Source organism: Rhizobium sp. RU35A, assembly GCF_900156005.1.
Classification (GTDB): domain Bacteria; phylum Pseudomonadota; class Alphaproteobacteria; order Rhizobiales; family Rhizobiaceae; genus Neorhizobium; species Neorhizobium straminoryzae.
In genome coordinates this window covers 59918-83975 of the sequence record NZ_FTMR01000009.1, presented here as the reverse complement: position 1 = coordinate 83975, position 24058 = coordinate 59918, and the positions used below count along the sequence as shown (strand labels likewise).

Below are 24058 nucleotides of genomic sequence, written 5' to 3'. Positions count from 1 at the left end.
TCGCGCGGCCCTCAGTCCTGCAGGGCCCAGTCTGCCACGTCCCAGCGCATCCCGCCACGTTCGGCCACGATACGGCCGAGCCCGGGGAAAGGCATGTGCGTGGCAGCGATCAGCGCACCCTCCGACGCCGCACGCGGAAAGAAGCGATCGCGCATGGCTTTCGCAGCTACCCGATCCTGCTCGAACAGGAAAAACACATCGGTCGCGGCCGGATGCACGACCGGAAAGACCATGTCCGAAACCATGATCAGGCTCTTGCCGCCATCGTCGATCCGCACCCCGATATGGCCGGGTGTATGGCCGGTGAGATCGACGATCGAGACGCCCCGCACGATCTCGCGCTCCCCGTCGATTGCCTGCAGTCTCGGATAGAGCCGGACAATCTCCTCGGCCATCCTGAAGCTGGTCTGCAGATAGTCCGGTGCGCCACTGCGCTTGGCGGGGTCGGTCCAGTGGCTGACATCGCGGCGATCGATGTAGAGTTCGGCCTTGGGATAGTTGTTCTTTCCCCCCAGAACGAGGCCGCCCATGTGGTCCTGGTGCATGTGCGTCACGATGATCGCATCGATATGATCCGGCGTCAGGCCGAGCGTCGCCAGCGCCTTGGGCAATCGGCCTGTCTGGCCGATGGAACCGGCCGCGCCGGCATCGATGAGGATGCGGCGTTCTCCATCCTCGACCAGATACTGATTGAAGAGAAACCGCACGCCGCTCTGGCGGGCGGTAGACTGCGCAACGGCCGCCTTCTCCACATCTGCGGGGCTGCGCCCTGGAAAATAGTCATAGGGCATGTCGGCATAGCCGTCGGTCAGGGCCGTTATCGTGAATCGGCCGATGCGAATCTGCGCGAGCGGCGTCACGCTGACAGGCGTCTTTGCGGCCGCCTGCGTCGAGGCAAGGGCAGAGACCGGTTCTGCCGTGAGTCCCCCAAAAAGGCTGCCGCCGAGGAGGCCGAGCGGAAGCGCTGTTGCAAAGGCGCGGCGGGAAAGCTGAGGCATGACGTATTCCTCCTGATGATCGGCGAGGCGGGGAGCAGGGCTGCGCCCCGTGACGGAAGAAAGCGTATGACATCTACAACCGGCAGGATATGATACTCATTCGGGAAGCTTGTTCCCGTTTTCCGGAAGGATGCCATGGACCGGTTTGACGCGATGTCCGTGCTGCTGGCCGTGGTTGATGCCGGCAGCCTCTCAGCCGGGGCGCGGCGGCTGAATGCGCCGCTCGCCACGGTCAGCCGCAAGGTCTCCGACCTCGAAAAACATCTCGGCGCGCGGCTGGTGCTGCGCACGCGCCGGGGCCTGACCCTGACGGAGGAAGGGCGCGCCTTCGTCGTCGCGTCGCGTCGTATCCTGGACGAGCTGGACGCAGCCGAACGACAGGCGGGCGGCGATTACGGCGCGCTGCGTGGCGGCCTGCACGTGACCGCCCCGATTGTATTCGGCGAGCGCTTTCTCATGCCCATCGTGCCCGAATTCCTCAAGGAACAGCCGGACATCAGTCTTCGCCTCAGCCTCATCGACCGTCAGCTCAGCCTGACGGACGAGCATATCGATGTTGCGGTGCGGATCGGGCACCTGACCGATAGCGCGCTTGTGGCGACCCGCGTCGGCGCGGTGCGTCGCGTCATCTGCGCAAGCCCGGACTATCTCGCCCGCCATGGCGTGCCGCACAAGCCGGACGACCTTGCCCGTCACGACGGCATCAGTTTCCAGGGATTTGCGACGGCGCCCGAATGGCGCTACCGGCGGGATGGTGCAGCCTTTGCCGTCGAGCCACGCCCCAAGCTTTCGGTCAATACGACAGAGGCCGCCATTCAGGCTGGCCTGGCGGGCATCGGCATTATCCGCGTGCTGTCCTATCAGGTCGCCGAGCATCTGGGCTCCGGCGCCCTCATGGAACTTTTGCCGCAATTCGCGCCGGAGCCGCTGCCGGTCAATGTTGTGCATGGGCCAGCCGATCCGCTGCCCGCCAAGGTGCGCTGCTTTCTGGACTGGGTGGCCCCCCGCCTGCGCGCGCAGATGGCATCGTGACGTCCCCCACCAGCCCCGTGACGGGAAGCCGCTGCCGGCAAAACGCCGCATGCCCTTTGCACTTTATAAACCATAAGCTGTTTCACTGATGGCGACGGAGCCTGCCGGGCGGGTGGGCCGAGGCGGATCCGGGTTCCGCCACCGCCCACCTTTCTCTTGCCTCACCGGAGCAGCCTGCCGTGCCGACATCCCTTCCGCCGCTGCCAGACAGAGCCGAGGCGGAGCCTGCCAATCCCGGCGCAAAGCTTCTGTTTGCCCTTGTCGGCCTGTTCTACTGGATCACGCTGACGCCCTTTCCCGATCTCAGCATCGATCCGGTTCTCGTCAAACCCGCCGGCTGGTCGCAGATGCTGGCGGCCATCCTGTTCCTCGTCCTGATTGCCCATGCGCTGCAGCCGCAGATCCGCGGCATGGTGATGCGGCCGCGCGCCTTTCTCTGCCTTCTCTTCGGTTGGTTCGTCTTCACAGCCGCCGTCTCGCCGGACATGGCCAGCGCGCTGAAGCGCATCATGATTGCGATGACCGTCACCGTCAGCGCCAGCATCTTCCTGCTTTTGCCGCGCGACGAGCGGCAGTTTGCCAGGCTTGCCGGCGCCGGCGTGATGCTGATCCTCGGTCTTTGCTATCTCGGCGTGCTCGCCTTCCCCACCCGCGCCATCCACCAGACGAACGATTTTCTGGAGCCACAGCATGCCGGCCACTGGCGCGGGCTCTACATGCAGAAGAACGAGGCGGGCGTGGCGATGGTGCTGATCAGCTTCGTCGGGCTTTATGTGGCGAGCAGCTGGTCGAAGCGCATCGGCTACGCCATCGTGGCGGCCGCGGTCTTCTTCCTGCTGCACACCGGCGCGAAAACCTCGATGGGCATGCTGCCGGCCATGCTGGTGCTGGCGGCGCTGGTGGAACGCTTTCCCGTGACCCGCCTGCCAATCGTCTTCGGTGGCGTTGCGCTTCTCAACCTTCTCACCATCGGTGTGGTGGCGATCCGGCCGATCCGCGATTTCGTGCAGTCGCTCGGCATCGACGCAACCTATACCGCGCGCGCCGACATCTGGCTTCTCGGGCTCGACGCCATCGCGCAGCGCCCGATCACCGGCTATGGCTTCGACGGCTTCTGGCAGACGCCGGAACTGAAGAACAGCACGCTCTCCATCGCCACCTGGGCGGTGAAGGCGGTGGATGCGCACAATGCCTATCTGGATGCCGCCATCAATGCCGGCCTGCCGGGTCTCCTGCTGATGCTGGTATGGGTTCTCTATCTTCCGCTGCGACATGTCGCAAAAGCGCAGGAAAGGAACAATTTTAACGCTCTGGCGCGGCTGTTCTTAAGGGTCTGGTTATATTCGATCTTCCTGGCCGGTCTGGAAAGCGTCTTCATGACGCGATCGGGTCCGGTGTGGTTTTCCCTGTGCGTGGCCATGTTCGGCCTGGGCTATCAGGCCCGCTGCCGCGCTGCGGGGGTCAGGAGTATCGAACATGACGATGATCAAGCTCTCGCCCAAGGCTCTGCCGGTTTCCGATCCGCGCAAGGACAAGGATGACAAGACCGCAACGCTGTTCGGCATCCGGTTCAGCACCGTGGATACCGATGGCCTGGTCGATACGCTGGCTGAAGAGGCCGTGCCGCGCGGGGCGGGCCTTCGCCTGCTCGTGACCGCCAATGTTGATCACATCGTCAACCTGCGGCGGAACGAACGATTCCGCGAGGCCTATCGCTTCGCCTGGAGGGCCGTGATCGACGGCACGCCCGTCTTTCTCTATGCCCGGCTGCGCGGCCTTGCCCTGCCCGGCAAGGTCACCGGTTCGGATCTCTTTCCACGGCTGATCGCCCGGCTGGAGCCCGGCGTGCACCGCATCCTGCTCGTCTCGCCGACAGAGGATACCAGCCGCCGCCTTTACGAGCGGCTGCAGCAGATGGGCTTTACCGATCATATCGTGATGACCGCACCGCCGGCCTTCGAGGACGACAAGCGTTTCGCCCGCTGGCTGATTGCCGCCGCCCGTCGCCAGCAGACCACCCACCTGATTCTCGGGCTCGGTGCGCCGAAATCGGAGATCTGGATGCACGAGCACGCCCGCCAGTTGCCGGATTGCTACGGCATGGCGCTGGGGGCGGCACTCGAATTCTACGCCGGCACCAAGCAGCGGGCGCCCGTCTTCATGCGCCGCGCCGGCATCGAGTTCCTCTGGCGGGTGATTTGCGAGCCGCGCCGGCTTGCACGCCGCTATTTCGTCTCGTCCTGGTCCTTCTTCCGTGCCATCGCGGAAGACCTGCGTGGCAAGACTTTGCCGCGCCCCTGAGGCGACGGCCTGTCTGCGACCGGAAGATCATTCCCGCTGCGACGTGTCCCCGCGGACCGTCCGGTCGCGAGGAGTTGATCGCAACGCTGCGCCATGCCTTAATCCGGCCGAACGGATCGGGCGTACAGCATCCCGTCACAAACCGGCGATGGGCTTCGGAAAGACCGTTGCCCACGAGGCAGGATGGCCCGGGCCCCGGCAGCTTTTGCGGGAGCGCCGCCGGCCAGAGGGGGGAAACCATGAGCGAAGAACGGCGGGAGGCGCAGTATCCGGCACGGTTGAAGGCCCTGCACTGGCTGGTGGCCGGGCTTGTGCTGGCGGTGTGGCCGCTTGGCTATTTCATCCGCTTCACCCGCGATGAGGTGAAGCTCGATTTCTACCTGCTGCATGAAAGTCTTGGCTTTCTCGTTCTGTGGCTGATGCTGCTGAGGGTCGGGGCACGGCTGACGGCACCTGCCTTGCCGGATGCGGCACCGGGGCTGGAAGGCGTTGTCGCACGCGCCGTGCATGGCCTGCTCTACCTGCTTCTGGTGGTCATGCCGGTCAGCGGCTTCCTCGCCACCAATGCGCATGGCTTTCCGCTCTCCTGGTTCGGCCTGATCCCCATCTGGAGCCCGATCGGAAAGGCGCCGGAGATCGCGCCGATCTTTTCTGCCATCCACGCCTGGAGCGCATGGATCCTGTTGGCGAGTTTCGCGTTACATCTTCTGGGCGTGTTCTATCATCACCTCATCCGCCGCGATTCAACCCTGTTTCGCATCCTTTGAGCGAACCGACGGCTGGATCGCGACCCCAGACAGCAAGACGACGACCGGAAAGACGGATAATGCGCACCATCAGGATGACCGAGACGATCTGGGCGAGCCTCCTTGCCATGCGCAGCAGGCCCCAGGGGTCAAAAGGGACACAGGCGCTGAAGGGCGACATTCCGGCGCTTGAACTCTACGGGCCGATCGCCGCCGCGGATGGTCCCTTCGTGCTGGGTCAGGTAGGCCAGTCGCTCGACGGACGGGTCGCGACACCTGCCGGCGATGCGCGCGATATTTCCGGCCCCGACGGTCTTGCCCATCTGCATCGCTGCCGGGCGCTGGTCGAGGCCGTCATTGTCGGCGTCGGCACCGTGAAGGCCGACAATCCGCGCCTGTCGGTGCGCGAGGTCCATGGTCCGGACCCGGTGCGGGTGGTGATCGACTGCCACGGCGAACTGACCGGCGAGGAAGGCCTGTTTCACGATGGCGGCGCGCCGGTGATCCTCGTCCAGTCGCGCGAGGCCTGGGCAAGGCCACGCGGCGCGCAGCTGATCCGCCTGCCGCTGACCTCCGCCGGACTGTGTCCGCATGCCATTCTGGAGGCGCTGTCCGAGCGCGGGCTGTCGCGCATTCTGGTCGAAGGCGGGGCGCGCACGCTCTCCCGCTTCATCGATCAGGGTCTGGTCGACCGCCTGCATGTGGCGATTGCCCCGCTGATCATCGGCTCCGGCCCGACCGGGATTTCGCTGCCGCCGATCGAGCAGCTTGCCGATGCGCAGCGCCCCGCCGCCAGGGTGTTCAACCTCGGCAGCGACATCCTGTTCGACTGCGCGCTGAAATCCCCGGCAAACGCGGGCCTCGCGGCCGGATCAGCCCGGCGGCAGGGCCAGAAGGTCGAGATGCCCCACCGCGCAGCCGCCGCGCTCGCCCCGGACATAGGCTAGCCGGAAGGCCAGCCATTCGCCGATCACCTCGGCCGGCAGCGTTCCCACCTCCAGCACGGGATCGACCATGCCGCGCAGGAAGGCGATGTGCAGGTCGGCTTCCGCAGTGCCGATCCGCCACGGCGTTTCCGCCGTTTCCACCCGATAGCCATGCGCGAGAAGGGCGGCCGACAGATGCGGCACGGCCTCCGGTCCGAGTGCGGGGCCAAGCCCCTTGTCCGTCAGCTGGTGCCGGTTGAAATCGGCAAGCACGCGCTGGTCGAGCGGGTGCGGCCGCGCCCAGGTGACCTTGCCGTCGTAATTCAACGCCGCATAGAGGGCGATGCGCCGCTCCGCCAGCCGCGCCACGAAGCGATCGATGAAGTCTGCGGAGGCGAGGTCGAAGAAGGCCGAGGCCGTGACCAGAGACACGCCATCATCCGGCAGCGCCTCCACGATGCCAAGATCGCGGGTAAAGAAATCGATGTTTTCCGTGCCGATCTGCCTTGCCGCCTCTTCCAGCAGCGCCGGATCGTGGTCGAGCAGCCGCCAGAGGCTTCTGGCCGGCAGATGCGGGTTCAAGGCCCGATAGGTGGAGCCCGTGCCGCAGCCCACATCCAGCACGGCGACGGGCCCTTCGGCGGCCGCCCGCGCGGCAAAGAAGGCCGCCGCCTTGTCCAGGAGAACCGGGCTTCGGGCCGCCTGATCGGCCGGTTCGCGCAGGGTCAGCCATTTGGCATCGAAGCCGCTCATGAAACGCCTTTCGCAAGATCGGCCAGAAGGCCGGAGAGGGAACGGGACACGATTGCGGCGGTATCCTGCCAGCCGGGCAAATTTAAGCCCGCCGCGCGCGAAGCCTCGGCAAATTTGCGGCGTTCCTGCGGCGAAGACAGAAGCCGGCGCAAAGCCGCGGCAAAGGCTGCCGGATCATCCGGGGCAACCAGCAGCCCCGCCCCGTCCGGCACCACATCCGGCACCGCGCCCGCATGGCAGGCAACGACCGGCAGCCCCTGCGACAGGGCTTCCGCAAACACCATGCCATAGCCTTCATAGCGGCTGGCAAGCGCGAAGAGATCGCCGGACGCCATCAGCGCGCGCGCATCCGGCCGGTCGCCGAGAAAGGTGACCCGATCGGAGAGGCCGAGTTCGTCGCAGAGCGCCGCCAGCGCCTGTGCGGTGTCCGGGTCGAGGTCGCGGCTGCCGGCAATCGAGGCCCGCCAGTCGAGGTCTGCGATGGCGGAAAGCGCGCGAAGCAGCGTGTCATGCCCCTTGCGCTTCGTCAGCGTGCCGACCGAGACGATATGCGGCGGCACGTTGCCACCTGCCGCCAGCGGTCCGGGTTCGGTTCCCGGCAGGGCCACCGTGATCCGCGCCTCCGGAACATCATAATGGGCGACGAGTTCGCGCGCCGTCATCGGCGAGGTGACGATGACATGGCGCGCATGGGAGAGCGCACGGATTTCCGATTGCCGCAGCACAGCCTGCGCCGCCTCGGAAAGTCCGGTTTCCAGCGCCAGCGGGTGATGCACGAGCGCAACGATGGCAAGACGCCCCGCCTCGCGCGCCGCCCAATCCGGCAGCACACCGAAAGCAAGGCCGTCGATCACCACCAGCCGCCCGTCCGGCAGGGCAGAGAGGCGCTCCTCGGCGCCTTGCCGCTGTGCCGCATCGGGGGCCGGAAAACCCTCGCCGAGCGACAGCGGCTCCACCGCCCAGCCGAGCGCGGAAAGCCCGGTGATCAGCTGGCGATCATAGGCATAGCCGCCGGTGTTGAGATCGAGTCGGCCCGGAAAGGCGAAGGTCAGCGGCGTCCTCACAGATCAGCCTCGTACCAGCCGCGTGCCGCATGGCTTTCGTGAAGCAGCACGCGCAGGCGGCAGATGCGGGCACTGCCCGGCCCCAGCCTGCCCTCCGAAACGGCCTCTTTCAGCGCCTCAAAAATGTGCTTGGCCAGCACTTCGGTCGTGGTGATCCTGCCCTTGAACACCGCAAGCTCGTCAAGGTTCTGGTAGTTCAGCGGCTTCAGCACGGCAGAAAGAACCTGGGTGGCAAGACCGATATCGACCGCCAGCCCGTCCTCGTCCACATCGCGGGTAAAGAAGGCGGCATCCACCACGAAGGTCGCGCCGTGCATGCCCTGGGCCGGGCCGAAGACGGGCCGCGGCAGGCTGTGGGCAATCATGATGTGGTCCCGGACCTCGACAGCAAACATGCTTTTTCTCTTTCTCTATACATCGGACTGGTAGGTGATGCGGTGGCACAGCGTGGCGGTTGATTCTACGATACGGGCATAATCTTCCGGTAGATCAGCAAAGCGGCTCTCGCCGGAAATCAGCGCATCGAGACGCGGATCGGCAAGCAGTTGCAGCGCCTTGCCGAGGCGGCGGCGGAAGCTCCAGCGGGCGCGACGGTGTGCAGGGATGCTGCCCACCTGCGAGGAGACGATGGCAAGACGGCGGGAATGGAAGGCGCCGCCGAGCGGCAGGCTGACAGTGCGCGCCCCATACCAGCTGGCCTCCACCAGCCGCGCCTCGGGACCGGCAAGATCGATCGCCTGCGACAGTGCGGCCCCGGAGCCGGACGCATTCACCACCACGTCGAACTCGCCCTCCACATGGTCGGCAAGCGCAAAGTCGAGGCCGAGACCGGCGGCAAGGCTTGCCCGCCCGAGATCGCGGTCGATGAGGAGAACCTCGGTGCCGGCGATAGAGGCGGCAAGCCGCGCCGTCAGCGCGCCGACCACGCCCGCGCCGAAGACCGCGACCCGGTCGCCCGGCTGGATCAGCGCATCCCAGACGATATTGAGCGCTGTTTCCATATTGGCCGCCAGAACGGCACGTTCTGGCGCGAGATCCGGGGGCAGCGGCACAACGGCCTCTGCCGGCACGACAAACAGATCCTGATGCGGATGCAGCACGAAGACCGGCCGGCCGAGCAGCGCCTGCGGCCCCGCCTCGACCTGGCCCACCATGGCATAGCCGTATTTCACCGGGAACGGAAAGGCGCCCCCCATGTTCGGTCCGCGCATGCGTTCGTGCTCGCTTTCCGGCACGAGGCCGTGAAAAACGGTTGCCTCGGTGCCGCGGCTGATGCCGCTGAACAGGGCACGCACCAGCACCCGCTCGCCGGCACAGGTCGTTTCGCCGGAAGGCACTGCCGAGGTGTCAAATGTCAACGGCTCCTGACGCAGAACCGCCTGCCCCGGCGCATCGAACCAGAGGGCCCGCGCGGTCAGCGCCGGAGTGACGGGGGCAGAGGTGGAAGAGAGGGACGAGGCGGTGGCAGGCGGTCGTTCCGGTGGATGGTCCATGCGGCTCCCTGGCGTCGGTTCGGGTGTGGCGGTTCAAGCCGCCTCTATCTAGGGCAGTCGCGCCGAAAGACGCCGGGGCAGCCCATCAAAATTAATTTATATTCGCTCTGCGATCCGTTGTCTTTGGCGGGGCGTAGCGCCACCTAACAAGACCAAGGAGGCCAGCATGACAGCCAAGAGCCCATTTTCGCTTGAATTTTCCGATCCCGCCATCGAGGTGGAGCGTGCCGTTTCCGAGCTGCGCTACGGTCGACCCGTGCTGTTCGGCAACAATACGCGCCAGCTTGCGGTGCTGGCCCTCGATGCCGTTTCGCCCCGGGTCTTTGACCAGTTCGCGGAAACAGTCGGCGATAGCCATGAATTGCTGATCACCCGCCAGCGCGCCACGCGCCTCTCGCTCAAGACCAATGGCGACGTGGCCGTGCCGCTTGCCGGCATGAGCTTCGACGAGGCCTCCCGCCTGTCCTATGCGCTGGAGGCAAAGATGCCGGCGCGCGTGCGCCCGGCCGAGGCGCTGCTCTCCTCCACGGCGGAGCTTGCCCGCACGGCGCTGCTGCTGCCGGCCATGGTGGCCGCCGACGTGACCGATCTTCAGGATCGCTTCAGCGCCTGCTGCCGCCTGCACGCCGACCGGCTGACGCGGCTTTCGCCGGCGCGCGAAAACTTCCAGAAGGTGGTTGAGACCCGCGTGCCGCTGAAGGATTACGGCAATGCGCAGTTTGTCGTCTTCCGCGGCGGGCTGGCGCAGAAGGACCAGGTGGCCATCATCGTCGGCAAGCCCGACATGACGAAGCCGGTGCCGATCCGCATCCATTCCTCCTGCATCACCGGCGATCTCTGCGGCTCGCTGAAATGCGATTGCGGCGACCAGCTGCGCAACGGGCTGGAGCTTCTGGAACAGGCCGGCGGCGGCGTTCTGCTCTATCTCGATCAGGAAGGTCGCGGCACCGGCATCGGCGCCAAGATGCGCGCCTATGGCTATCAGCATCGCGGCCTCGACACCATCGATGCCGATGCGGAACTGGGCTTTGCCGAGGATCACCGCCGCTACGAGATGGCGGTTGCCATGCTGCGGCTGCTCGGCATCGCGGAAGTCGTGGTCTACACCAACAACCCGACCAAGATCGCGGCGCTGAAGGCCGGCGGCATCGGCGTGCATGCCCGCACCCCGGTTCTCGGCCGTGTGACGGCGGAAAACGAGAACTACCTGCGCACCAAGACGCTGCGGGCCGGCCATATGCTGGACATCGAGACGCTGGTGGCGGCGGAGTGAGGACGCCGGGTGGGGGAAAACGCTCATCCGTTCGCAACACCCCTTCACGCAGCAAAAGTCCCCTCCCCAACCCCTCCCCACAAGGGGGAGGGGCTAACCTAGCGGCAACGCCCCTGCACCCATTGAACGAACACGGCCTCTTCTGCGGTCTGATCCTGATACCGGGCGAGGCGGCGCCACACGGGGTCTCCCCCCCTTGTGGGGGAGATGGCGGCAGCCAGAGGGGGTTTTTGCCGCAAAGTTTAATGTGGCGGGGTCCGAAGGACGGGTCGAGACAAGCGGCTCGAACCCAGGCGGCAGCCAAAGGGGGTTTTGCCCCCGGCATTCGACGTGGCATGGTTCGAAAGCCGGCCGAAACTTGCCCGCCGCCAACGTCCGGGATCTGAAATCGCAACCGATGCCGGCCCACCAGGGCCCAGACAAAACCGTGGTCCATCACAGATGCCGGTCCGGCCGCCGCCCGTGACGGCAAGGCGCCGCAGGCGCAAGGAGAGCGTCCCATGTCGATCAAGACCCGTTTCACCGGTGCTCGCTGGGCGCCGAGGCTTGTTGCGATCACCCGCACGGTGGATCCGCTGCTGGCCGATACGCTGAAGGTGCTGGGGCTGGTCTATGTGGCCTGCGTGTTCAGTTGGGGCATGGCCGCCCTGCATCTGCCGCTGGAGATCCATGTGCCGGTGATTGCGGCCCTGCTTCTGGCCGGCATTTTCGCCCTGGTATTGCGCGGCCTTCCCGCCCACCGGCATGCCCGCTTCGGCTTTGCCAATCTCGTCACCTCGCTCCGCGCCGGCATCGTCAGTCTGGTCGGCGCGACCGTGCTCTTCTCGCACAGCTTTGGCGCGGCACATTTCGACAGCCTGATCTGGTGGACGGTGGCGGCCGTGCTGTTCGCGCTCGCCCTCGATGGCGTCGATGGCTATCTCGCCCGCCGCTATCGCCAGCAGTCGGAGCTTGGCGCGCGCTTCGACATGGAGGTGGATGCGCTGCTGATCCTGATCCTGTCGATCGGCGCAACAGTGCTCGGCAAGGCGGGCCTCTGGGTCGTGCTGATCGGGCTGATGCGCTACGCCTTCGTGATGGCGCAGTGGTTCCTGCCAAAGCTGCGCGGCGAGCTTGCGCCCTCTTTCCGGCGCAAGGCGGTCTGCGTCGTGCAGGTGGCGGTGCTGTGCCTGGTGCTGGTGCCGCAGGTGGTGCCGCCCGTTTCCACCGCCATGGCGGCCATCGCGCTTGCCGCACTCCTCTATTCGTTCGGCGTCGATGGGATCGCGCTGATGCGGCGGCCTGCGTGAGCATGGCGGGCGCCTTTGGGATGCCGGCCAAGCGCCAGAATGACGAGCCCCGGCAGGGCGCCCGCAAGCGCCAGCGCGCCATAGAGAAGGCTGGCGGAAAGCCCGGACGCACTGGAAAGGCCGGCCAGCGGCCAGAGCGCTGCGGCCGCCGCCTCGCGCGTGCCCCAGCCGCCGAGACCGGTCGGGATCAGCATGGCGGCCAGCGTCATCGGCACGATGGTGACCATGGCCGCAACCGGCAGCGGCGCGCCGACCGCATCGGCACTGACGAGAAACAGCGCGACATAGCCGCAGACCACCGCAAGGCTGAGGCCGCCCTGCCGCAGGAGCGCGCCGCGCCGGACAAAAACCTCCGCCAGCTCATCCCGCAACCCGGAAAAGCGGCGCAGCAGCAGCAGGGCCGCTATGACGGCGGCGGTGAGCACCGCCCCAGCCAGCAGCAGATGGTGACCGGCCTGCAGGGCCGCACCCGGCAGCAGGGGCCAGAAGGGAATGCCGACGAGACAGAGCGCCAGAAAGGCGATCTGGCCGGACAGCCGCTCGTAAACCACCGCGCGCGCCGCCCGCTGCCAGCCGCCCGCGCCATCTTGCGCCATGCGCCAGGCGCGCAGCACATCGCCCGCCATGCCGCCCGGCACCACCTGGTTGACGGCGCTGGCCACATAATATTCCCGGATCGCCGCGCCGGCCGTGATCTGCTGACCCAGCCGTTCGGCCGCCAGCCGCCAGCGGAGAGCGGACAGCACGATCTGACCCTGCACCAGCACCAGCCCGAGCGCCACATGCCACAGCGAGACCTGCGCCAGCGCGTCGAGGATCGTGGCCGGCTTGATCCAGAAAGCGAGCAGCGGCAGCAGGCACAGCGCCGCAAGGCTTGCGGCGATGCGGACCAGTATTCTGGCGCGCGAGGCGGTCTGCATGGGTCTGCCCTTCCGTGGCCGCGGCAAGCACGGGCTTGGCGGCGGGTTCGTGTTTCGCATCCTCGAAAGCCGGCGCACCCCCGGAAATTCCAGCGAGAGCCAGGCAGGTGTTCATCCGGCATTGCGGCGCGGGCATGGCGCCCTTGCGCGGCTTTCCCGCCGGGGCTTTCTCCGGCGCAATGTCATATCCTACGCAGAACGGCAGACGATAGACCATGACGACCCCGACGATCGATAGGCCCATCCCCGGCTCCCGATACGGCGCGCGCCGCGCCTGTCCCCCGATGCTCTCCGCCCTGCTGTTCCTGCTGGTCGGCGCGACCATTCTCAACCTGCCGGATCATCCGGGTGCGCTGAAGGTGGAATTCTTCCTGCGCCTGCCGCTGGAGGTGCCGGCCCTTGGCGTGCTGCTGCTGTTACCCGGCCGGCGCTGGAAGCGGGTGCTGACCGGTGTCGTCACGCTGCTGGCCACCCTCATCCTGTGGCTCAAGCTTGCCGATATCGGCACGCAGGCTGCCTTCCAGCGTCCCTTCAACCCCTATCTCGACGGCAAGATGCTGCGGGACGCCTGGAACATCGCCGCCGGCAATCTCGGTGCGTTCACAGCATTGCTCTGCGTCGTGGCGGCGCTGCTGGGGCTCGCCATCGTGATCCTGCTGTTGCGGCAGGCGATGGCCGGGCTCGCGCGGCTTGAAGGCCGGCCCCGCCGCCTCGGCCTTGCCGCCGCCGCAGCGCTGCTTGCCATCGGCGGCCTGCTGCACGGCAAAGACGCGGACCTGCCGGTCACCGCCGAGGCGGGCCCCTATCTCTCCGAACGCCTGCAGCTGATCGTCGCCTCGGTGCGCGATCTCCAGGCCTTCGACCGCGAACTCGCCGAGGCCCGGGGACCGCAGAGCGGCCGGGGCCTGTTTTCCGCCGTCAGCGGCCGGGACGTCATCCTGGTCTTCGTCGAATCCTATGGCCAAAGCGCGGTGGAGGATCCGCGTTACGCCCCAACAATCCGTCCGCGCCTGGAGGGCATGCAGCGCGATCTGGCGGCAGCGGGCTTTGCCAGCGCCAGCACCTGGATCACCTCTCCGACCGTCGGGGGCCTGAGCTGGCTCGCGCATGGCACCTTTCTCTCCGGCCTCTGGACCGACAGCCAGGCGCGCTACGACCGGCTGATGATCAGCAAGCGCCCCAGCCTCAACCGGCTGTTTGCCGAGGCTGGCTGGGAAAGCGTCGCGGTGATGCCGGCCATCACCATGGACTGGCCGCAATCGGCCTATTACGGCTATGACCGGATCCTTGCCGCCGCCGATCTCGGCTATCGCGGAAAACCCTTCAACTGGATCACCATGCCGGACCAGTACACGCTGTCTGCCTTCCAGCGCAGGGTGCGCGACACACCAGACCGCAAGCCGGTGATGGCGCAGGTGGTGCTGATCTCCTCGCATGCGCCCTGGACGCCGGTCGCGCATCTCGTCGATTGGGACACGATCGGCGACGGAAGGATTTTCGACGCGCAGGCCACCGGCGACCAGCCGCCGGCCGTGGTCTGGGCCGATCCGGACAATGTGCGCCGCCACTATCTCGAAACGATCGATTACAGCCTTGCAGCGCTTGGCAGCTATATCGCCCGCGATGGCGGCGACGCGCTGTTCCTCATCATCGGCGATCATCAGCCGGCCGCGATCGTCACCGGGCCGCAGGCCTCGCGCGCGGTGCCGCTGCATGTGGTGAGCCGCGACAAGGCCCTTGTCGCCCGCTTCGAGAAGGATGGCTTTGCCGCCGGCCTCGTGCCGCCCTCCGCCCTGCCCGCCACCCGGATGGACAGCCTGCGCGACCGGCTGATCCGCCTTCTGTCCGGCGCACCGCTTCCATCACAGGGGTGAATCGAAGCCAGCCGACCGATTCAAAACTCTCGTTGGACAGCGAGGGCGCCGGCTTGCGAATCTTGCCCCCATGCAAAACGACAGCTTTCCGGTCTTTCTCGGCCACCGCATCGACCCGGCGCGCAACATGGCGCGCTTCTATCTGATCGCCATCGAAACCAACCTGTTCGGCGAAACCTGCCTGCGCCGCACCTGGGGCCGCATCGGTACGCGGGGCCGGATCGCCGAGGAGATCTTTGCCGATGCCGCCAGCGCCGAACAGGCCATGGCGGCGCTTGCCCGGCGCAAGCAGCAGCGAGGCTATCGGGTGGCGGGGGAGGGTTTGTGAGGGGGCGGACGGGTCAGCCCCTCCTCCTTGTGGGGAGGGGTTGGGGAGGGCCTTTTTGAAGCTTGCGGAACGCTCTGTGGCAGGCCAAACCGCGTGTCTCGGCCCATCCTTCGGACACCACCACATTAAACTTACGGGCCCCCCCTCTGGCTGCCGCTTGGGGTCGAGCCGCGTGTCTCGACCCGTCCTTCGGACCCCACCACAAGGGGGGAGACCCCGTGTGGCACCGCCTTGCCCCAATCGGCCCGCAGACGGTGATGGGGTCGCGGGCGTTGCGGCCAGGTCAGCCCCTCCCCCTTGTGTGGAGGGATTGGGGAGGGGTCTTTTTCGGGGAGCGCACCATCCATGCGCCCTCCCCTGTCGCATCCCCGACATGCAGAGCGGCTAATCAGCCACTCCCATGAGGATTGCGCGATGACGACATTGCAGGAAGTGGCGGAGCGGGCAGGCTGTTCGCTGGCAACGGCGAGCCGGGCGCTGAACGCCTCCGGCTCGGTCAGCCAGACTGCGATGCGGCGCGTGCGCAAGGCGGCGGCCGATCTCGGCTACCGCGTGCCGCCGCCCGCCACGCGCCGCGCCGCGGGCCGTCCGGTGATCGGCGTGCTGATCCCGAGCGTCACCAATCCGGTGTTTGCCGCCTCGCTCTCCTCGATCCAGAACCGCATGCTGGTGGCCGGCCACGGCGTGCTGATCGCCCAGTCGAACTATGATCCCGTGCAGGAGGCCGATGCGGTAGCGGCGCTGCTGACCGAACGGCCGACGGGACTGATCCTCACCCTCTGCGATGCCGAAAACAGCCGGGTGCTGAAGCAGCCGCTGCCGCCGACCGTGCTGTTGAACAACCGCCCGACGACGGGTTTTCCCGCCGCCGTGACGGTGGACAATCGCGAGGCCGGACGCCTCATCACCCGCCATCTCGTCACGCTCGGCCACCGGCGCATCCTGTTCATTTCCGGCGATTTCCGCGCTTCCGACCGGGCCAGGCTGCGCTATGACGGATATCTGGACGTACTGCGGCAGGAGGGTCTGCCGGATTTTGCGGCGCTGCAGATCCCCTTCATCGGCGCGCCCGACCAGCTCGACCTGTCGCCGGCGCTGGCGGAGATCGCGCCGAGCGCCATCATCGCCTCCAACGACCTGCTCGCCTGCGGAGTGATCGGCGCGCTGCGCCGCCTCGGCCTCAGCGTCCCCGGCGACATCTCGGTCGCCGGCTTCGACGGCATCGCCATCGGCCAGCTGATGGACCCGGCGCTCACCACCATCGAAATGCCGGATGCCAGCATGGGCGCGGTGGCCGCCTCGCTGCTGCTCGACATCGCCGACAACGGCGCCGCCCCCCGCCATCTGGAAGTCGGGTTTTCGTTGAGAACCGGCGGCACCGCGCGGCGGCTCTGACGGGCGACGCGACACCGCGTGGGTCACTCAATGATATAAAAGCACTCCGCCCGGTTGGAGCGCCTGCGTGTGACGGACTGGCCGGTGCGGATAGTGCGCTGCCTGACCTCGCCCTGCTTGTTCCACTGATCGAGAACCTCGATGCCGGCTTCGCTGTGGGAGAGGTAGATCGCGGCGTGCTGCCCCAGATCGTCCGTCACATTGTATTTTCCGTCCGCGAAAGTGGCGATGGCCGTGCCCCGCGCAATCTCGTCCGACCCGCACTCCATCACCCGGCGACCGGGATGCCACGACGCGGTTTGTGGCGCCCCCGTCGCCTGCCGGACGAACTCCACGCATTCGGTATTGCCCTTGGCATTGGCAAAGCGGCCGCGACCAAAGACATCGGCCTCGCTGATCTGCAGGAGATAGGCCATCCGCACCCCCATTGTCACCGGATGCATCACGACAGTGAAACATGGAATATTATTTATTTTTTGCTAGAAACTTTCAATCAAAATCATCGGAAATACGCATACTGAATATCGACAACATATATTTACGGCTCGATCTCGCAATGGAGAAGGCGAGTCCTGCTTTTTTATTTGATCCCCTTTCTCGAGAAATAGAAAACCCGCCATGCAGATACACGGCGGGCTGTTTGTCATTCGCAAAGAGCAGTGCGGTTTACGTGCGCGGCAGCAGGCGCTTTACCTCCTTGGCGGCATCGTCCAGAGCCTGCTGCGGGGTGGCGGACTGGTCGACGACGCGGGAGATGTTGTCGACGATGGTCTGCGTCACGCGCACGCCGTTCGAACCCGGGAAGGCATACCAGGGGATCATGCGCGGCATCTGGTTGAGGCCGGCGAGGAAGAGCGGGTTTTCCTTGTAGAAGTTGCCGAGATAATCCGGCGACTTGGCGGCCAGCTCGTTGTTCGGCACGTAGCCGGTGCCGGGAACGACGACGGAAGCGCCATAGGGGCCGGCGGCAAACTTGGCGAACTTCCAGGCGGCGGCCTGCTTGGCGGCGTCATGGGTCAGGATGACGACGGCATTGCCGCCGGTCGGCAGCTTGCCGTTTGCCGGGTCGATCAGCGGGATCGCGGCAGTGCGCAGGTCGAACTTGCCGCCGACATTCTTGATGGTGTTGCGCAGCGCACCGGTGGTCTGGAAGGTGAAGCCCACCTTGCCGGCCACGAAGGCCTGTTCGCCCGCCGCCTTGGTGAAGACCGGCATGCCGGCTTCCTTGACCATGCGGTCGATGATGGTCATGGCCTTCAGGCCTTCCGGACCGTTGAAGGCCACCTGGCCCTCGTCCTTGGAGAGCATGGTGCCACCGGCGCCGAACAGCAGCGCGGAGAACATCCAGTCATCGCCCTGCCAGCGGAAATCGATGGAATCGACGCCATTGCCGAGCGCCTTGATCTTCTTGCCGAGTTCGATCACCTCGTCCCAGGTCTTCGGCGGCTGGTCCGGGTTGCCGCCGGCAGCCTTCACCAGATCGGCATTGTAATACATGATCGGGTTGGAGGTCGCGAAAGCGAGGCCCACCTGCTTGCCATTGACCTGGGCAAGTTTCAGGATGGTGTCGGAGAAGCCCTGATCCGCCATGCTCTGCTTGTCTTTCGCGATCATCGGGCCGAGATCGACCGGGATATCGCGCTCGTTGACCATGCGCAGGCGGTTGAGGCCGATGAAGGTCACGTCAGGCATTTCGGCCGTGCCGGCCTGGCGCATGATGGTCTGGATGCCTTCCTCATAGGTGGCCGAGGGATTGGCGAACTGGATCTTGATGTCCGGGTTCTCGTCCATGAACTTCTTCGAGATCGTGTCCATCACGTCCTTGAAGAAACCGGGCATCGGGTAATGCACGGTCAGCACCGTGTCTGCCTTTGCCGGCAGGGCAAAGGCCATGGTGACGGCGGCGGCCGCCAGGATTTTCTTGAAATGCTGCATGGCAGGTCTCCAGTGGGATGGGATTGAACCGGTCAGCCCTTCAGACCGGTCATGGTGATGCCCTCGACGAAGCGTTTCTGTGCCAGCAGGAAGGCGGCGACGAGGGGAAGCGTGATGATGAGGGTGGCGGCCATCAGCGCGCCGTAATCGTCTCCGGCTTCGGCGGCGCGGAAATAGAGCAGGCCGAGCGGCGGCGTGGCATAGGCCTGGTTGGAGACGACAATCAGCGGCCAGTAGAGGTCGTTCCAGTGGGCGACGACCGAGAAGATGGCAAAGGCGGTGACCGCCGGCCAGGCATTCGGCACGATGACGCGCGCCACGATGCCAAGCTCCGACATGCCGTCGAGCCGCGCCGCGTGGATCAGATCGTCCGGCATGGCCCGGAAGAACTGCAGGAACAGGAAGATGCCGAACACCGAGATCGAGAAAGGCGCCACCAGCGCGACATAGCTGTTCAGCACGGAAAGCTTGTCGAAGGCGACATAGAGCGGCAGCGCGGTCGCATGGATCGGCACCAGCAGACCCAGCATCACGAGCGCCATCATCAGCTTCGCGGCGGGAAATTTCAGCTTGGCCAGCGCATAGGCGCAGGGCACCGCGATCACCACCTGGAAGACGAGGATCAACCCGCAGACCACCACGCCGTTCCACAACAGCCGCGGCATCGAGACCCGCGAAAACGCCTTGGCAAAATTCTGCAGGAAATAGGGCTGGTCCGGGATCAGCGACAGCGAGGAGGTGAAGATCTCGCTCTGCGCCTTGCCGGAGGTGGAAACCATGAAGATGTAGGGCGCAAGAAAGATCAGCGCGCCGAGGATGAGAAGGCCGAGACGGAAGGCGCGGCCGAGCGTGAAGGGGGTAGCGGTCATGCGTAATGCACCTCCCGGTCCAGCAGGCGGTATTGCAGCACCATCAGCACCACCAGCACCGCGAGGAAGACGACGGTCATGGCCGAGGCATAGCCGACGCGCAGATAGACGAAGCCTTCCTGATAGATGGTGAAAAGCAGCACTTCGGACGCCTTGTTCGGGCCGCCCTCGGTCAGCGTCTTCACCGTTTCGAACACTTTGACCGCATTGATGATGCTGATGGTGATGACGAAGAGCGTGGTCGGCCCCAGCATCGGCCAGGTGACGAGGAGAAAGCGGTCGAGCGCGGATTTCGCGCCATCCACTTCGGCTGCCGCATAGAGATCGCGCGGAATGGCGGTGAGGCCGGCGAGAAACAGCACCATGTTGAAGCCGGCGCTCTGCCAGATGCCGATGATGGCGAGGCTGTAGAGCACCATGTCGGAGGCGCCGAGCCAGTTCGGCCCGGCAAGCCCGATCATCCTCAGACCCGCATTGATCGGCCCGATCGAGGGGTGGAACAGGTATTGCCAGACGGTGGCCATGGCCACCAGCAGCGAGGCGACCGGCAGGAAATAGGCGGTGCGGAAAAACGAGCGGCCGATCTTTTCGCCTTCGATCAGAAGCGCCAGTGCGAGCCCGAGCAGCAGCGAGACGGGCGCGACGATCGCCGTATAAAGCGCGGTGTTCGACAGCGATTTCAGGAAGGTGCGGTCGGAGAAGAGTTCGGCATAGTTCTCGAAACCGACGAAGCGGAAGCTGCCATAGCCCAGTTCGAAATCGGTGAAGCCGAGGAAGACGACGGCAACCATCGGCCCGACGATGAAGGCAAGGATGAGGATCACCGCCGGCGCGACCAGCAGCCAGGCGGTGCGCGACTGGCGGCGCGCCTGCACGTCGATCATCGGCGCGGAAAGCGAGGCGGTTGCGGCGAAACTAGCCATGAATGCTCTCCCGCACGGTTTCGGTGGTTAGCGCCGCCTCCAGCCGTTCGCCGGTCGCGGCAAACACCAGCATGCGCTCCGGCTCCGGCAGCACCGACACCGGCATGCCGACGGCGATGCGCCGCGCCTCGGCCGGCGAAAGCTTGGCCAGCATCCCCTCGCCCATGCCATCGAGCCGCACCGAGACGATCACTTCCGAGCCTAGAAATTCCAGCCGCTCTGCCTGGGCCGGCAGGCCGATAGCGGGTCCGGAGGCGGCGCGCGGCACCACACGGACATGTTCCGGGCGGATGGCGAGCGTGACCGCCGCGCCGGGCGTAAGCGCCTCGCGCGGCTGGAGCGTGACGGGACCGAAAGCGATCCGGCCATCGGCGCCCACCCGGCTTTCAATGCTGTTGATGCGCGGCTGGCCGAGGAACCGCGCCACCTCGATATGGCGCGGATCCTCGTAAATGGCCTCGGGCGAAGCGAGCTGAAGAAGGTTGCCGCCGATCATCACGGCAACCCGGTCCGCCATCGACAGTGCTTCGGCCTGGTCATGTGTCACGTAAAGGGTGGGAACGCCGGCGCGACGATGCAGATCGACGATTTCGCCGCGGGCATGGACGCGCAGGTTGGCGTCGAGGTTGGAGAGCGGCTCGTCCATCAAAAACAGGCTCGGACGGCGCACCATGGCGCGGGCGAGCGCCACGCGCTGCCGCTGGCCGCCGGACATCTGGCCGGGCTTGCGGTCGAGCAGGTGCTCGATCTTCAGCGCGCGGGCCATCTCGGCCACCTGGCCCTGGATGGTCTTGCGGATCGCCTTCTGGCCGGGGGCAAGCGCGCCGAGAAGCGGCGTGCGGCCAAGCCGCGACAGCTGGCGCATGGCCAGCGGCACGGCAATGTTCTGCCCCGCCGTCAGATGCGGATAGAGCGCATAGGACTGGAAGACCATCGCCACATTGCGCTCGGCCGCCGGCAGCACGGTGAGTTCACGTCCGCCCGCCGTCACCGAACCGGTGGTCGCCTGTTCGAGGCCGGCGACGATCCGGAGCAGCGTGCTCTTGCCGCAGCCGGAGGGACCGACCAGGGCGATGAACTCGCCGGCTTCCGCCTGAAGCGTGATGCCCTTCAGGATGGCATTGTCGCCGAAGGATTTCGTGATGTTGTCGAGGTGCAGCGCGCTCATTCCGCCGCCTCCCCCGATGTTCCGGCGTCAGGTGCGGCCGGCTTCGGATAGACCTCGTCGATGACGTCATCGATGACATGGGCGACCATGCCCGGCACCGCGACGATCTCGCTGGAAACCGCAGGCCCCTCGAAGGTGTGGATGACGGCGCCGATCAGCCGCTCGCCGGGCATTTCGCGCTCCAGCGTATCGATGACGAAGGCGGCGGACGGACCCCAGACGAAGCGGGTCCCGTTCCATTCGCCCGTCCAGGCCCAGTGCAGGTGGCCGGAGCCGACGAGGCCGACATCGTGGCGCTCCATCATCTCGTAGAGGCGGGCGCGCGGTGCGGGGCGCACGCTCCAGTAGCCGGTATCGCCCTCATGCGGGTCGTCGACGAAGATCGGCTTGTGGGTGAACAGCGCGATGCGGCGGGTCCCCGCGCCCGCCATCGCCTCGGCCAGCCAGTCGAGCTGTTCCTGCTCGTCCGCATTGTCCATGCCGAGCAGCAGCGTGTTGAAGCCGATCAGCCGCCAGCCCTCGATATCGTGGATGAAGCGGTCGGCGCCGACCAGCCCGTTCCAGCGGGCAAGCCTGACGGCATCGACCGGCTGGTAGGAGCCCGGCAGATGGCCGACATCGTGATTGCCGGGCACGATCAGCATCGGCGCGGAGGCCTGGCGCATCAGCGCCAGCGAGAAGGCGATGTCGTCTTCCTTGTCGGCGCCGTCCACGGTCAGGTCGCCGGTGTGGATGATCAGATCCGGCTTCTCCGCCTCCAGCCAGGACAGCAGGGGCGCCCAGTTGCCGTTGAAATGCGTTTTCGACGGGCTGAAATGGGTATCGGTGATCTGGATGACCTTCACGTGCGCAACTCCGATGCGGGGGCGCCGGGCTCACCGCCCGGCTCTTCATCGGCAGAGGTCATAGAGGCCGCTGTTGTCAGCCGCGTAACAGGCCTTTCCGTCCTGTTTCCATTTTTGTCATCCGGGCGTCATGGTTTGCCATCGGGGCGCGAGGCCCCGGCAGCCCCTCAAATTTCAGGGGGCCCTCAAATTTCGGGAGAAGGAGCAGTGGTCGCAAAGCGCATGCCGAGCCGTTGCATCAGATCCACATCGCGGGCCCGTTCCGGATTGCCGGTGGTCAGCAGCACATCGCCGGTGAAGATGGAATTGGCGCCGGCGAGAAAGGCGAGCGCCTGCAACTCGTCGCTCATTGCATGGCGGCCGGCCGACAGCCGCACCACGCTTGCCGGCATCAGGATGCGGGCCAGCGCCACCAGCCGCACGAAGGCAATCGGCTCGACGGGTTTCGCCTTGCCGTGGATCGGCGTGCCGGCAATCTCGTTCCACATATTGAGCGGCACGCTTTCCGGATGCGGAGCAAGGCCAGCCAGGATCACCAGCATGGCAATCCGGTCCTCCACCGTCTCGCCCATGCCGACGATGCCGCCGGTGCAGAGCTTGATGCCGCCGCGCCGCACCTCGGACAGCGTCTCCAGCCGGTCGTCCATCGTGCGGGTGGTGACGATCTGCGAATAGAAGTCGCGCGAGGTATCGATATTGTGGTTGTAGTAATCGAGACCCGCCTCTCCCAGCCGCGCCACCTGCGCCGGGCTCAGCATGCCGAGCGTGACGCAGGTTTCGAGACCGAGATCGCGCACGCCCTCGATCATGGCGCAGACGCTATCGAGATCGCGATCCTTTGGCGCGCGCCAGGCAGCGCCCATGCAGAAGCGGGTGGCGCCGGCCGCCTTGGCGCGGCGCGCCTCCTCCAGCACCCGCTCCACCGCCATCAGCTTCGTCGCCTTCACGCCTGTCTTGTGATGCGCGCTCTGCGAACAGTAGCCGCAATCCTCCGGGCAACCGCCGGTCTTGATGGAGAGCAGTGTCGCAGTTTCGATCACCGCCGGATCGAAATGGGCGCGGTGGATGGTCTGGGCGCGAAACAGCAGCTCGGGAAACGGCAGGTCGTAGAGCGCACGCGCCTCATCTTGCGTCCAGTCGAAGCGCAGGCCCTTTTGCGGGGCTAGTTGCGCGTGGTGGGCCCCTGCGGCGGCGCTTATCGCGCCGGCCGGCGGCGGGGTGGTCCGGTGCAGCGCCGGACCGGTTGCCGTGAACGCCGCGCTCATCGGCCGGAGTTTCCGCCAAAGGGGCCGCCAGAGGGGCCGCCAGACAGGTTGCCCAACCGCTGCCAGGGCAGCGTCGCGCCCGCCGCCACCAGCGCCATCTTGACGATATCGGCCGGCAGGAAAGGCAGGAGACCCACGGCCATCACCCGGTCGCCGGGCACGAACTGCGCCAGCCAGGCAAGACCAAGCGCATAGATGACGGCAAGGCCGCAGAGCATCGCGCCGATGCGGCCGAGCGTGCCGCGCCCCCTCGCCAGCCAGGCCGTCACGCCGGCGCCGATGAGATAGCCAGCCAGATAACCGCCGGTCGGCCCCATCATGTAGGCGATACCGATGCCGCGCTCCGGCGTGCCGGAAAACACCGGCAGACCCGCCGCCCCGGCCGCCAGATAGGTGGCCAGCGTTGCGAGCGCCAGCCGCGGCCCGGCCGCCACCGCAATCGCCATCACCGCCAGCGTGTGCAGCGTCATCGGCACCGGCCAGAACGGAATCTGCAGCTTCGCCGAAAGCGTGATCAGGGCTGCGCCGCCCACGGCCAGCGCCGCCTGACGGGACAGAGTGCGCCAGTGCGGCGCGGGAGTGGATTGCAACATGGGTCACCTCGTAAATTATAGATAATTTTGCAGTGCCGGGCGAGGATTCCAGATATGAGGGAGAGTCG

Annotated in this window: 25 protein-coding genes; 11 read left to right on the top strand and 14 right to left on the bottom strand. The window is 66.2% G+C overall.

The genetic code is table 11. The features are described from left to right. Window positions 1-11: 11 nt before the first annotated feature. On the bottom strand, window positions 12-998 hold the full coding sequence (locus F3H95_RS19275; RefSeq protein ID WP_149747190.1) for an MBL fold metallo-hydrolase: 987 nt from the start codon (window positions 996-998) through the stop codon (window positions 12-14). 135 nt (window positions 999-1133) lie between these two features. Here F3H95_RS19275 and F3H95_RS19270 point away from each other — a divergent pair, with 135 nt between their 5' ends. The 5 genes from F3H95_RS19270 to F3H95_RS19250 all read left to right on the top strand — a co-directional run bounded on the left by F3H95_RS19270 (window position 1134) and on the right by F3H95_RS19250 (window position 6024). Continuing rightward, on the top strand, window positions 1134-2030 hold the full coding sequence (locus F3H95_RS19270) for a LysR family transcriptional regulator (protein WP_149747189.1): 897 nt from the start codon (window positions 1134-1136) through the stop codon (window positions 2028-2030). Window positions 2031-2209: 179 nt separating this feature from the next. Continuing rightward, on the top strand, window positions 2210-3571 hold the full coding sequence (locus F3H95_RS19265; RefSeq protein ID WP_149747188.1) for an O-antigen ligase: 1362 nt from the start codon (window positions 2210-2212) through the stop codon (window positions 3569-3571). Then, window positions 3507-4331: a WecB/TagA/CpsF family glycosyltransferase gene (locus tag F3H95_RS19260; protein ID WP_149747187.1), complete on the top strand. Its 825-nt coding sequence runs from the start codon at window positions 3507-3509 to the stop codon at window positions 4329-4331. The genes F3H95_RS19265 and F3H95_RS19260 overlap by 65 nt, the downstream gene beginning before the upstream one ends. 239 nt (window positions 4332-4570) lie before the next feature. After that, window positions 4571-5098 carry a cytochrome b gene (locus tag F3H95_RS19255; RefSeq protein ID WP_149747186.1) on the top strand — a complete coding sequence of 176 codons (528 nt, stop codon included), beginning with the start codon at window positions 4571-4573 and terminating at the stop codon, window positions 5096-5098. Window positions 5099-5157: 59 nt separating this feature from the next. Next, complete coding sequence (locus F3H95_RS19250; RefSeq protein ID WP_149747185.1) at window positions 5158-6024, top strand: RibD family protein; 867 nt, start codon at window positions 5158-5160, stop codon at window positions 6022-6024. Here F3H95_RS19250 and F3H95_RS19245 read toward each other — a convergent pair. Genes F3H95_RS19245 through F3H95_RS19230 form a run of 4 tightly spaced genes read right to left on the bottom strand, consistent with a single transcriptional unit; the run spans window position 5950 to window position 9313 of the window. Continuing rightward, the gene (locus tag F3H95_RS19245; RefSeq protein ID WP_143125878.1) at window positions 5950-6756 is read right to left on the bottom strand and encodes a class I SAM-dependent methyltransferase; all 807 of its coding nucleotides are present in this window, start codon (window positions 6754-6756) and stop codon (window positions 5950-5952) included. The two genes, F3H95_RS19250 and F3H95_RS19245, sit on opposite strands and share 75 nt — an antisense overlap. Further along, on the bottom strand, window positions 6753-7820 hold the full coding sequence (locus tag F3H95_RS19240) for a glycosyltransferase family 4 protein (RefSeq protein WP_143125877.1): 1068 nt from the start codon (window positions 7818-7820) through the stop codon (window positions 6753-6755). Before F3H95_RS19240 ends, F3H95_RS19245 begins: the two co-directional genes overlap by 4 nt. Beyond that, window positions 7817-8215 carry a 6-carboxytetrahydropterin synthase gene (locus tag F3H95_RS19235; RefSeq protein ID WP_149747184.1) on the bottom strand — a complete coding sequence of 133 codons (399 nt, stop codon included), beginning with the start codon at window positions 8213-8215 and terminating at the stop codon, window positions 7817-7819. Before F3H95_RS19235 ends, F3H95_RS19240 begins: the two co-directional genes overlap by 4 nt. Window positions 8216-8230: 15 nt before the next feature. Continuing rightward, window positions 8231-9313, bottom strand: coding sequence for a zinc-binding alcohol dehydrogenase (locus tag F3H95_RS19230; protein ID WP_244618076.1), 1083 nt, complete (start codon window positions 9311-9313; stop codon window positions 8231-8233). A 166-nt stretch (window positions 9314-9479) separates the two neighbouring features. Here F3H95_RS19230 and ribA point away from each other — a divergent pair, with 166 nt between their 5' ends. Together ribA and F3H95_RS19220 are read left to right on the top strand one after the other, a co-directional pair. Beyond that, window positions 9480-10586 carry a GTP cyclohydrolase II RibA gene (ribA, locus tag F3H95_RS19225; protein WP_149747183.1) on the top strand — a complete coding sequence of 369 codons (1107 nt, stop codon included), beginning with the start codon at window positions 9480-9482 and terminating at the stop codon, window positions 10584-10586. A 500-nt stretch (window positions 10587-11086) separates the two neighbouring features. Next, window positions 11087-11875, top strand: coding sequence for a CDP-alcohol phosphatidyltransferase family protein (locus F3H95_RS19220; RefSeq protein ID WP_149747182.1), 789 nt, complete (start codon window positions 11087-11089; stop codon window positions 11873-11875). On the opposite strand, the gene F3H95_RS19215 is transcribed toward F3H95_RS19220, so the two are convergent. Then, window positions 11827-12795 carry a lysylphosphatidylglycerol synthase transmembrane domain-containing protein gene (locus F3H95_RS19215; protein ID WP_149747181.1) on the bottom strand — a complete coding sequence of 323 codons (969 nt, stop codon included), beginning with the start codon at window positions 12793-12795 and terminating at the stop codon, window positions 11827-11829. The genes F3H95_RS19220 and F3H95_RS19215 overlap by 49 nt on opposite strands. Here F3H95_RS19215 and F3H95_RS19210 point away from each other — a divergent pair. From F3H95_RS19210 to F3H95_RS19195, 4 genes are all read left to right on the top strand, one after another. Further along, window positions 12794-13033: a hypothetical protein gene (locus tag F3H95_RS19210; RefSeq protein WP_143124730.1), complete on the top strand. Its 240-nt coding sequence runs from the start codon at window positions 12794-12796 to the stop codon at window positions 13031-13033. The genes F3H95_RS19215 and F3H95_RS19210 overlap by 2 nt on opposite strands. Beyond that, the gene (locus F3H95_RS19205) at window positions 13011-14669 is read left to right on the top strand and encodes a sulfatase (protein ID WP_149747180.1); all 1659 of its coding nucleotides are present in this window, start codon (window positions 13011-13013) and stop codon (window positions 14667-14669) included. The genes F3H95_RS19210 and F3H95_RS19205 overlap by 23 nt, the downstream gene beginning before the upstream one ends. A gap of 70 nt (window positions 14670-14739) precedes the next feature. Further along, window positions 14740-14997, top strand: coding sequence for a WGR domain-containing protein (locus F3H95_RS19200; protein ID WP_149747179.1), 258 nt, complete (start codon window positions 14740-14742; stop codon window positions 14995-14997). A 414-nt stretch (window positions 14998-15411) separates the two neighbouring features. After that, the gene (locus F3H95_RS19195) at window positions 15412-16392 is read left to right on the top strand and encodes a substrate-binding domain-containing protein (RefSeq protein WP_149747178.1); all 981 of its coding nucleotides are present in this window, start codon (window positions 15412-15414) and stop codon (window positions 16390-16392) included. A gap of 23 nt (window positions 16393-16415) precedes the next feature. Here the strand turns inward: F3H95_RS19195 and F3H95_RS19190 are convergent, their stop codons facing one another. From F3H95_RS19190 to F3H95_RS19155, 8 genes are all read right to left on the bottom strand, one after another. After that, complete coding sequence (locus tag F3H95_RS19190; RefSeq protein WP_185969770.1) at window positions 16416-16808, bottom strand: BPSL0067 family protein; 393 nt, start codon at window positions 16806-16808, stop codon at window positions 16416-16418. A 250-nt stretch (window positions 16809-17058) separates the two neighbouring features. Beyond that, the gene (locus F3H95_RS19185) at window positions 17059-18327 is read right to left on the bottom strand and encodes an ABC transporter substrate-binding protein (protein WP_149747177.1); all 1269 of its coding nucleotides are present in this window, start codon (window positions 18325-18327) and stop codon (window positions 17059-17061) included. Between the two features lie 32 nt (window positions 18328-18359). After that, window positions 18360-19196, bottom strand: coding sequence for a carbohydrate ABC transporter permease (locus F3H95_RS19180; protein WP_149747176.1), 837 nt, complete (start codon window positions 19194-19196; stop codon window positions 18360-18362). Beyond that, window positions 19193-20119, bottom strand: coding sequence for a sugar ABC transporter permease (locus F3H95_RS19175; protein ID WP_149747175.1), 927 nt, complete (start codon window positions 20117-20119; stop codon window positions 19193-19195). The genes F3H95_RS19180 and F3H95_RS19175 overlap by 4 nt, the downstream gene beginning before the upstream one ends. Then, window positions 20112-21287 (bottom strand): ABC transporter ATP-binding protein, encoded by a 1176-nt coding sequence (locus F3H95_RS19170; RefSeq protein WP_149747174.1) that lies wholly within the window; start codon window positions 21285-21287, stop codon window positions 20112-20114. Before F3H95_RS19170 ends, F3H95_RS19175 begins: the two co-directional genes overlap by 8 nt. Next, window positions 21284-22132, bottom strand: coding sequence for a metallophosphoesterase (locus F3H95_RS19165; RefSeq protein WP_149747173.1), 849 nt, complete (start codon window positions 22130-22132; stop codon window positions 21284-21286). Before F3H95_RS19165 ends, F3H95_RS19170 begins: the two co-directional genes overlap by 4 nt. A 185-nt stretch (window positions 22133-22317) precedes the next feature. After that, window positions 22318-23397: a biotin synthase BioB gene (bioB, locus tag F3H95_RS19160; protein WP_149747172.1), complete on the bottom strand. Its 1080-nt coding sequence runs from the start codon at window positions 23395-23397 to the stop codon at window positions 22318-22320. Continuing rightward, window positions 23394-23990 carry a biotin transporter BioY gene (locus F3H95_RS19155; RefSeq protein ID WP_149747171.1) on the bottom strand — a complete coding sequence of 199 codons (597 nt, stop codon included), beginning with the start codon at window positions 23988-23990 and terminating at the stop codon, window positions 23394-23396. The genes bioB and F3H95_RS19155 overlap by 4 nt, the downstream gene beginning before the upstream one ends. Between the last annotated feature and the right edge of the window lie 68 nt (window positions 23991-24058).

What these genes read in the sequence shown, in the direction of transcription:
- F3H95_RS19200 (WP_149747179.1), top strand. Translation starts at nt 14,740, where the DNA reads ATGCAAAACGACAGCTTTCCGGTCTTTCTCGGCCACCGCATCGACCCG.
- F3H95_RS19250 (WP_149747185.1), top strand. Translation starts at nt 5,158, where the DNA reads ATGCGCACCATCAGGATGACCGAGACGATCTGGGCGAGCCTCCTTGCC.
- F3H95_RS19260 (WP_149747187.1), top strand. Translation starts at nt 3,507, where the DNA reads ATGACGATGATCAAGCTCTCGCCCAAGGCTCTGCCGGTTTCCGATCCG.
- F3H95_RS19230 (WP_244618076.1), bottom strand. Translation starts at nt 9,313, where the DNA reads ATGGACCATCCACCGGAACGACCGCCTGCCACCGCCTCGTCCCTCTCT.
- F3H95_RS19245 (WP_143125878.1), bottom strand. Translation starts at nt 6,756, where the DNA reads ATGAGCGGCTTCGATGCCAAATGGCTGACCCTGCGCGAACCGGCCGAT.
- F3H95_RS19255 (WP_149747186.1), top strand. Translation starts at nt 4,571, where the DNA reads ATGAGCGAAGAACGGCGGGAGGCGCAGTATCCGGCACGGTTGAAGGCC.
- F3H95_RS19155 (WP_149747171.1), bottom strand. Translation starts at nt 23,990, where the DNA reads ATGTTGCAATCCACTCCCGCGCCGCACTGGCGCACTCTGTCCCGTCAG.
- F3H95_RS19215 (WP_149747181.1), bottom strand. Translation starts at nt 12,795, where the DNA reads ATGCAGACCGCCTCGCGCGCCAGAATACTGGTCCGCATCGCCGCAAGC.
- F3H95_RS19210 (WP_143124730.1), top strand. Translation starts at nt 12,794, where the DNA reads ATGGGTCTGCCCTTCCGTGGCCGCGGCAAGCACGGGCTTGGCGGCGGG.
- F3H95_RS19270 (WP_149747189.1), top strand. Translation starts at nt 1,134, where the DNA reads ATGGACCGGTTTGACGCGATGTCCGTGCTGCTGGCCGTGGTTGATGCC.
- F3H95_RS19220 (WP_149747182.1), top strand. Translation starts at nt 11,087, where the DNA reads ATGTCGATCAAGACCCGTTTCACCGGTGCTCGCTGGGCGCCGAGGCTT.
- F3H95_RS19180 (WP_149747176.1), bottom strand. Translation starts at nt 19,196, where the DNA reads ATGACCGCTACCCCCTTCACGCTCGGCCGCGCCTTCCGTCTCGGCCTT.
- bioB (WP_149747172.1), bottom strand. Translation starts at nt 23,397, where the DNA reads ATGAGCGCGGCGTTCACGGCAACCGGTCCGGCGCTGCACCGGACCACC.
- F3H95_RS19185 (WP_149747177.1), bottom strand. Translation starts at nt 18,327, where the DNA reads ATGCAGCATTTCAAGAAAATCCTGGCGGCCGCCGCCGTCACCATGGCC.
- F3H95_RS19190 (WP_185969770.1), bottom strand. Translation starts at nt 16,808, where the DNA reads ATGGCCTATCTCCTGCAGATCAGCGAGGCCGATGTCTTTGGTCGCGGC.
- F3H95_RS19170 (WP_149747174.1), bottom strand. Translation starts at nt 21,287, where the DNA reads ATGAGCGCGCTGCACCTCGACAACATCACGAAATCCTTCGGCGACAAT.
- F3H95_RS19235 (WP_149747184.1), bottom strand. Translation starts at nt 8,215, where the DNA reads ATGTTTGCTGTCGAGGTCCGGGACCACATCATGATTGCCCACAGCCTG.
- F3H95_RS19195 (WP_149747178.1), top strand. Translation starts at nt 15,412, where the DNA reads ATGACGACATTGCAGGAAGTGGCGGAGCGGGCAGGCTGTTCGCTGGCA.
- F3H95_RS19175 (WP_149747175.1), bottom strand. Translation starts at nt 20,119, where the DNA reads ATGGCTAGTTTCGCCGCAACCGCCTCGCTTTCCGCGCCGATGATCGAC.
- F3H95_RS19205 (WP_149747180.1), top strand. Translation starts at nt 13,011, where the DNA reads ATGACGACCCCGACGATCGATAGGCCCATCCCCGGCTCCCGATACGGC.
- ribA (WP_149747183.1), top strand. Translation starts at nt 9,480, where the DNA reads ATGACAGCCAAGAGCCCATTTTCGCTTGAATTTTCCGATCCCGCCATC.
- F3H95_RS19275 (WP_149747190.1), bottom strand. Translation starts at nt 998, where the DNA reads ATGCCTCAGCTTTCCCGCCGCGCCTTTGCAACAGCGCTTCCGCTCGGC.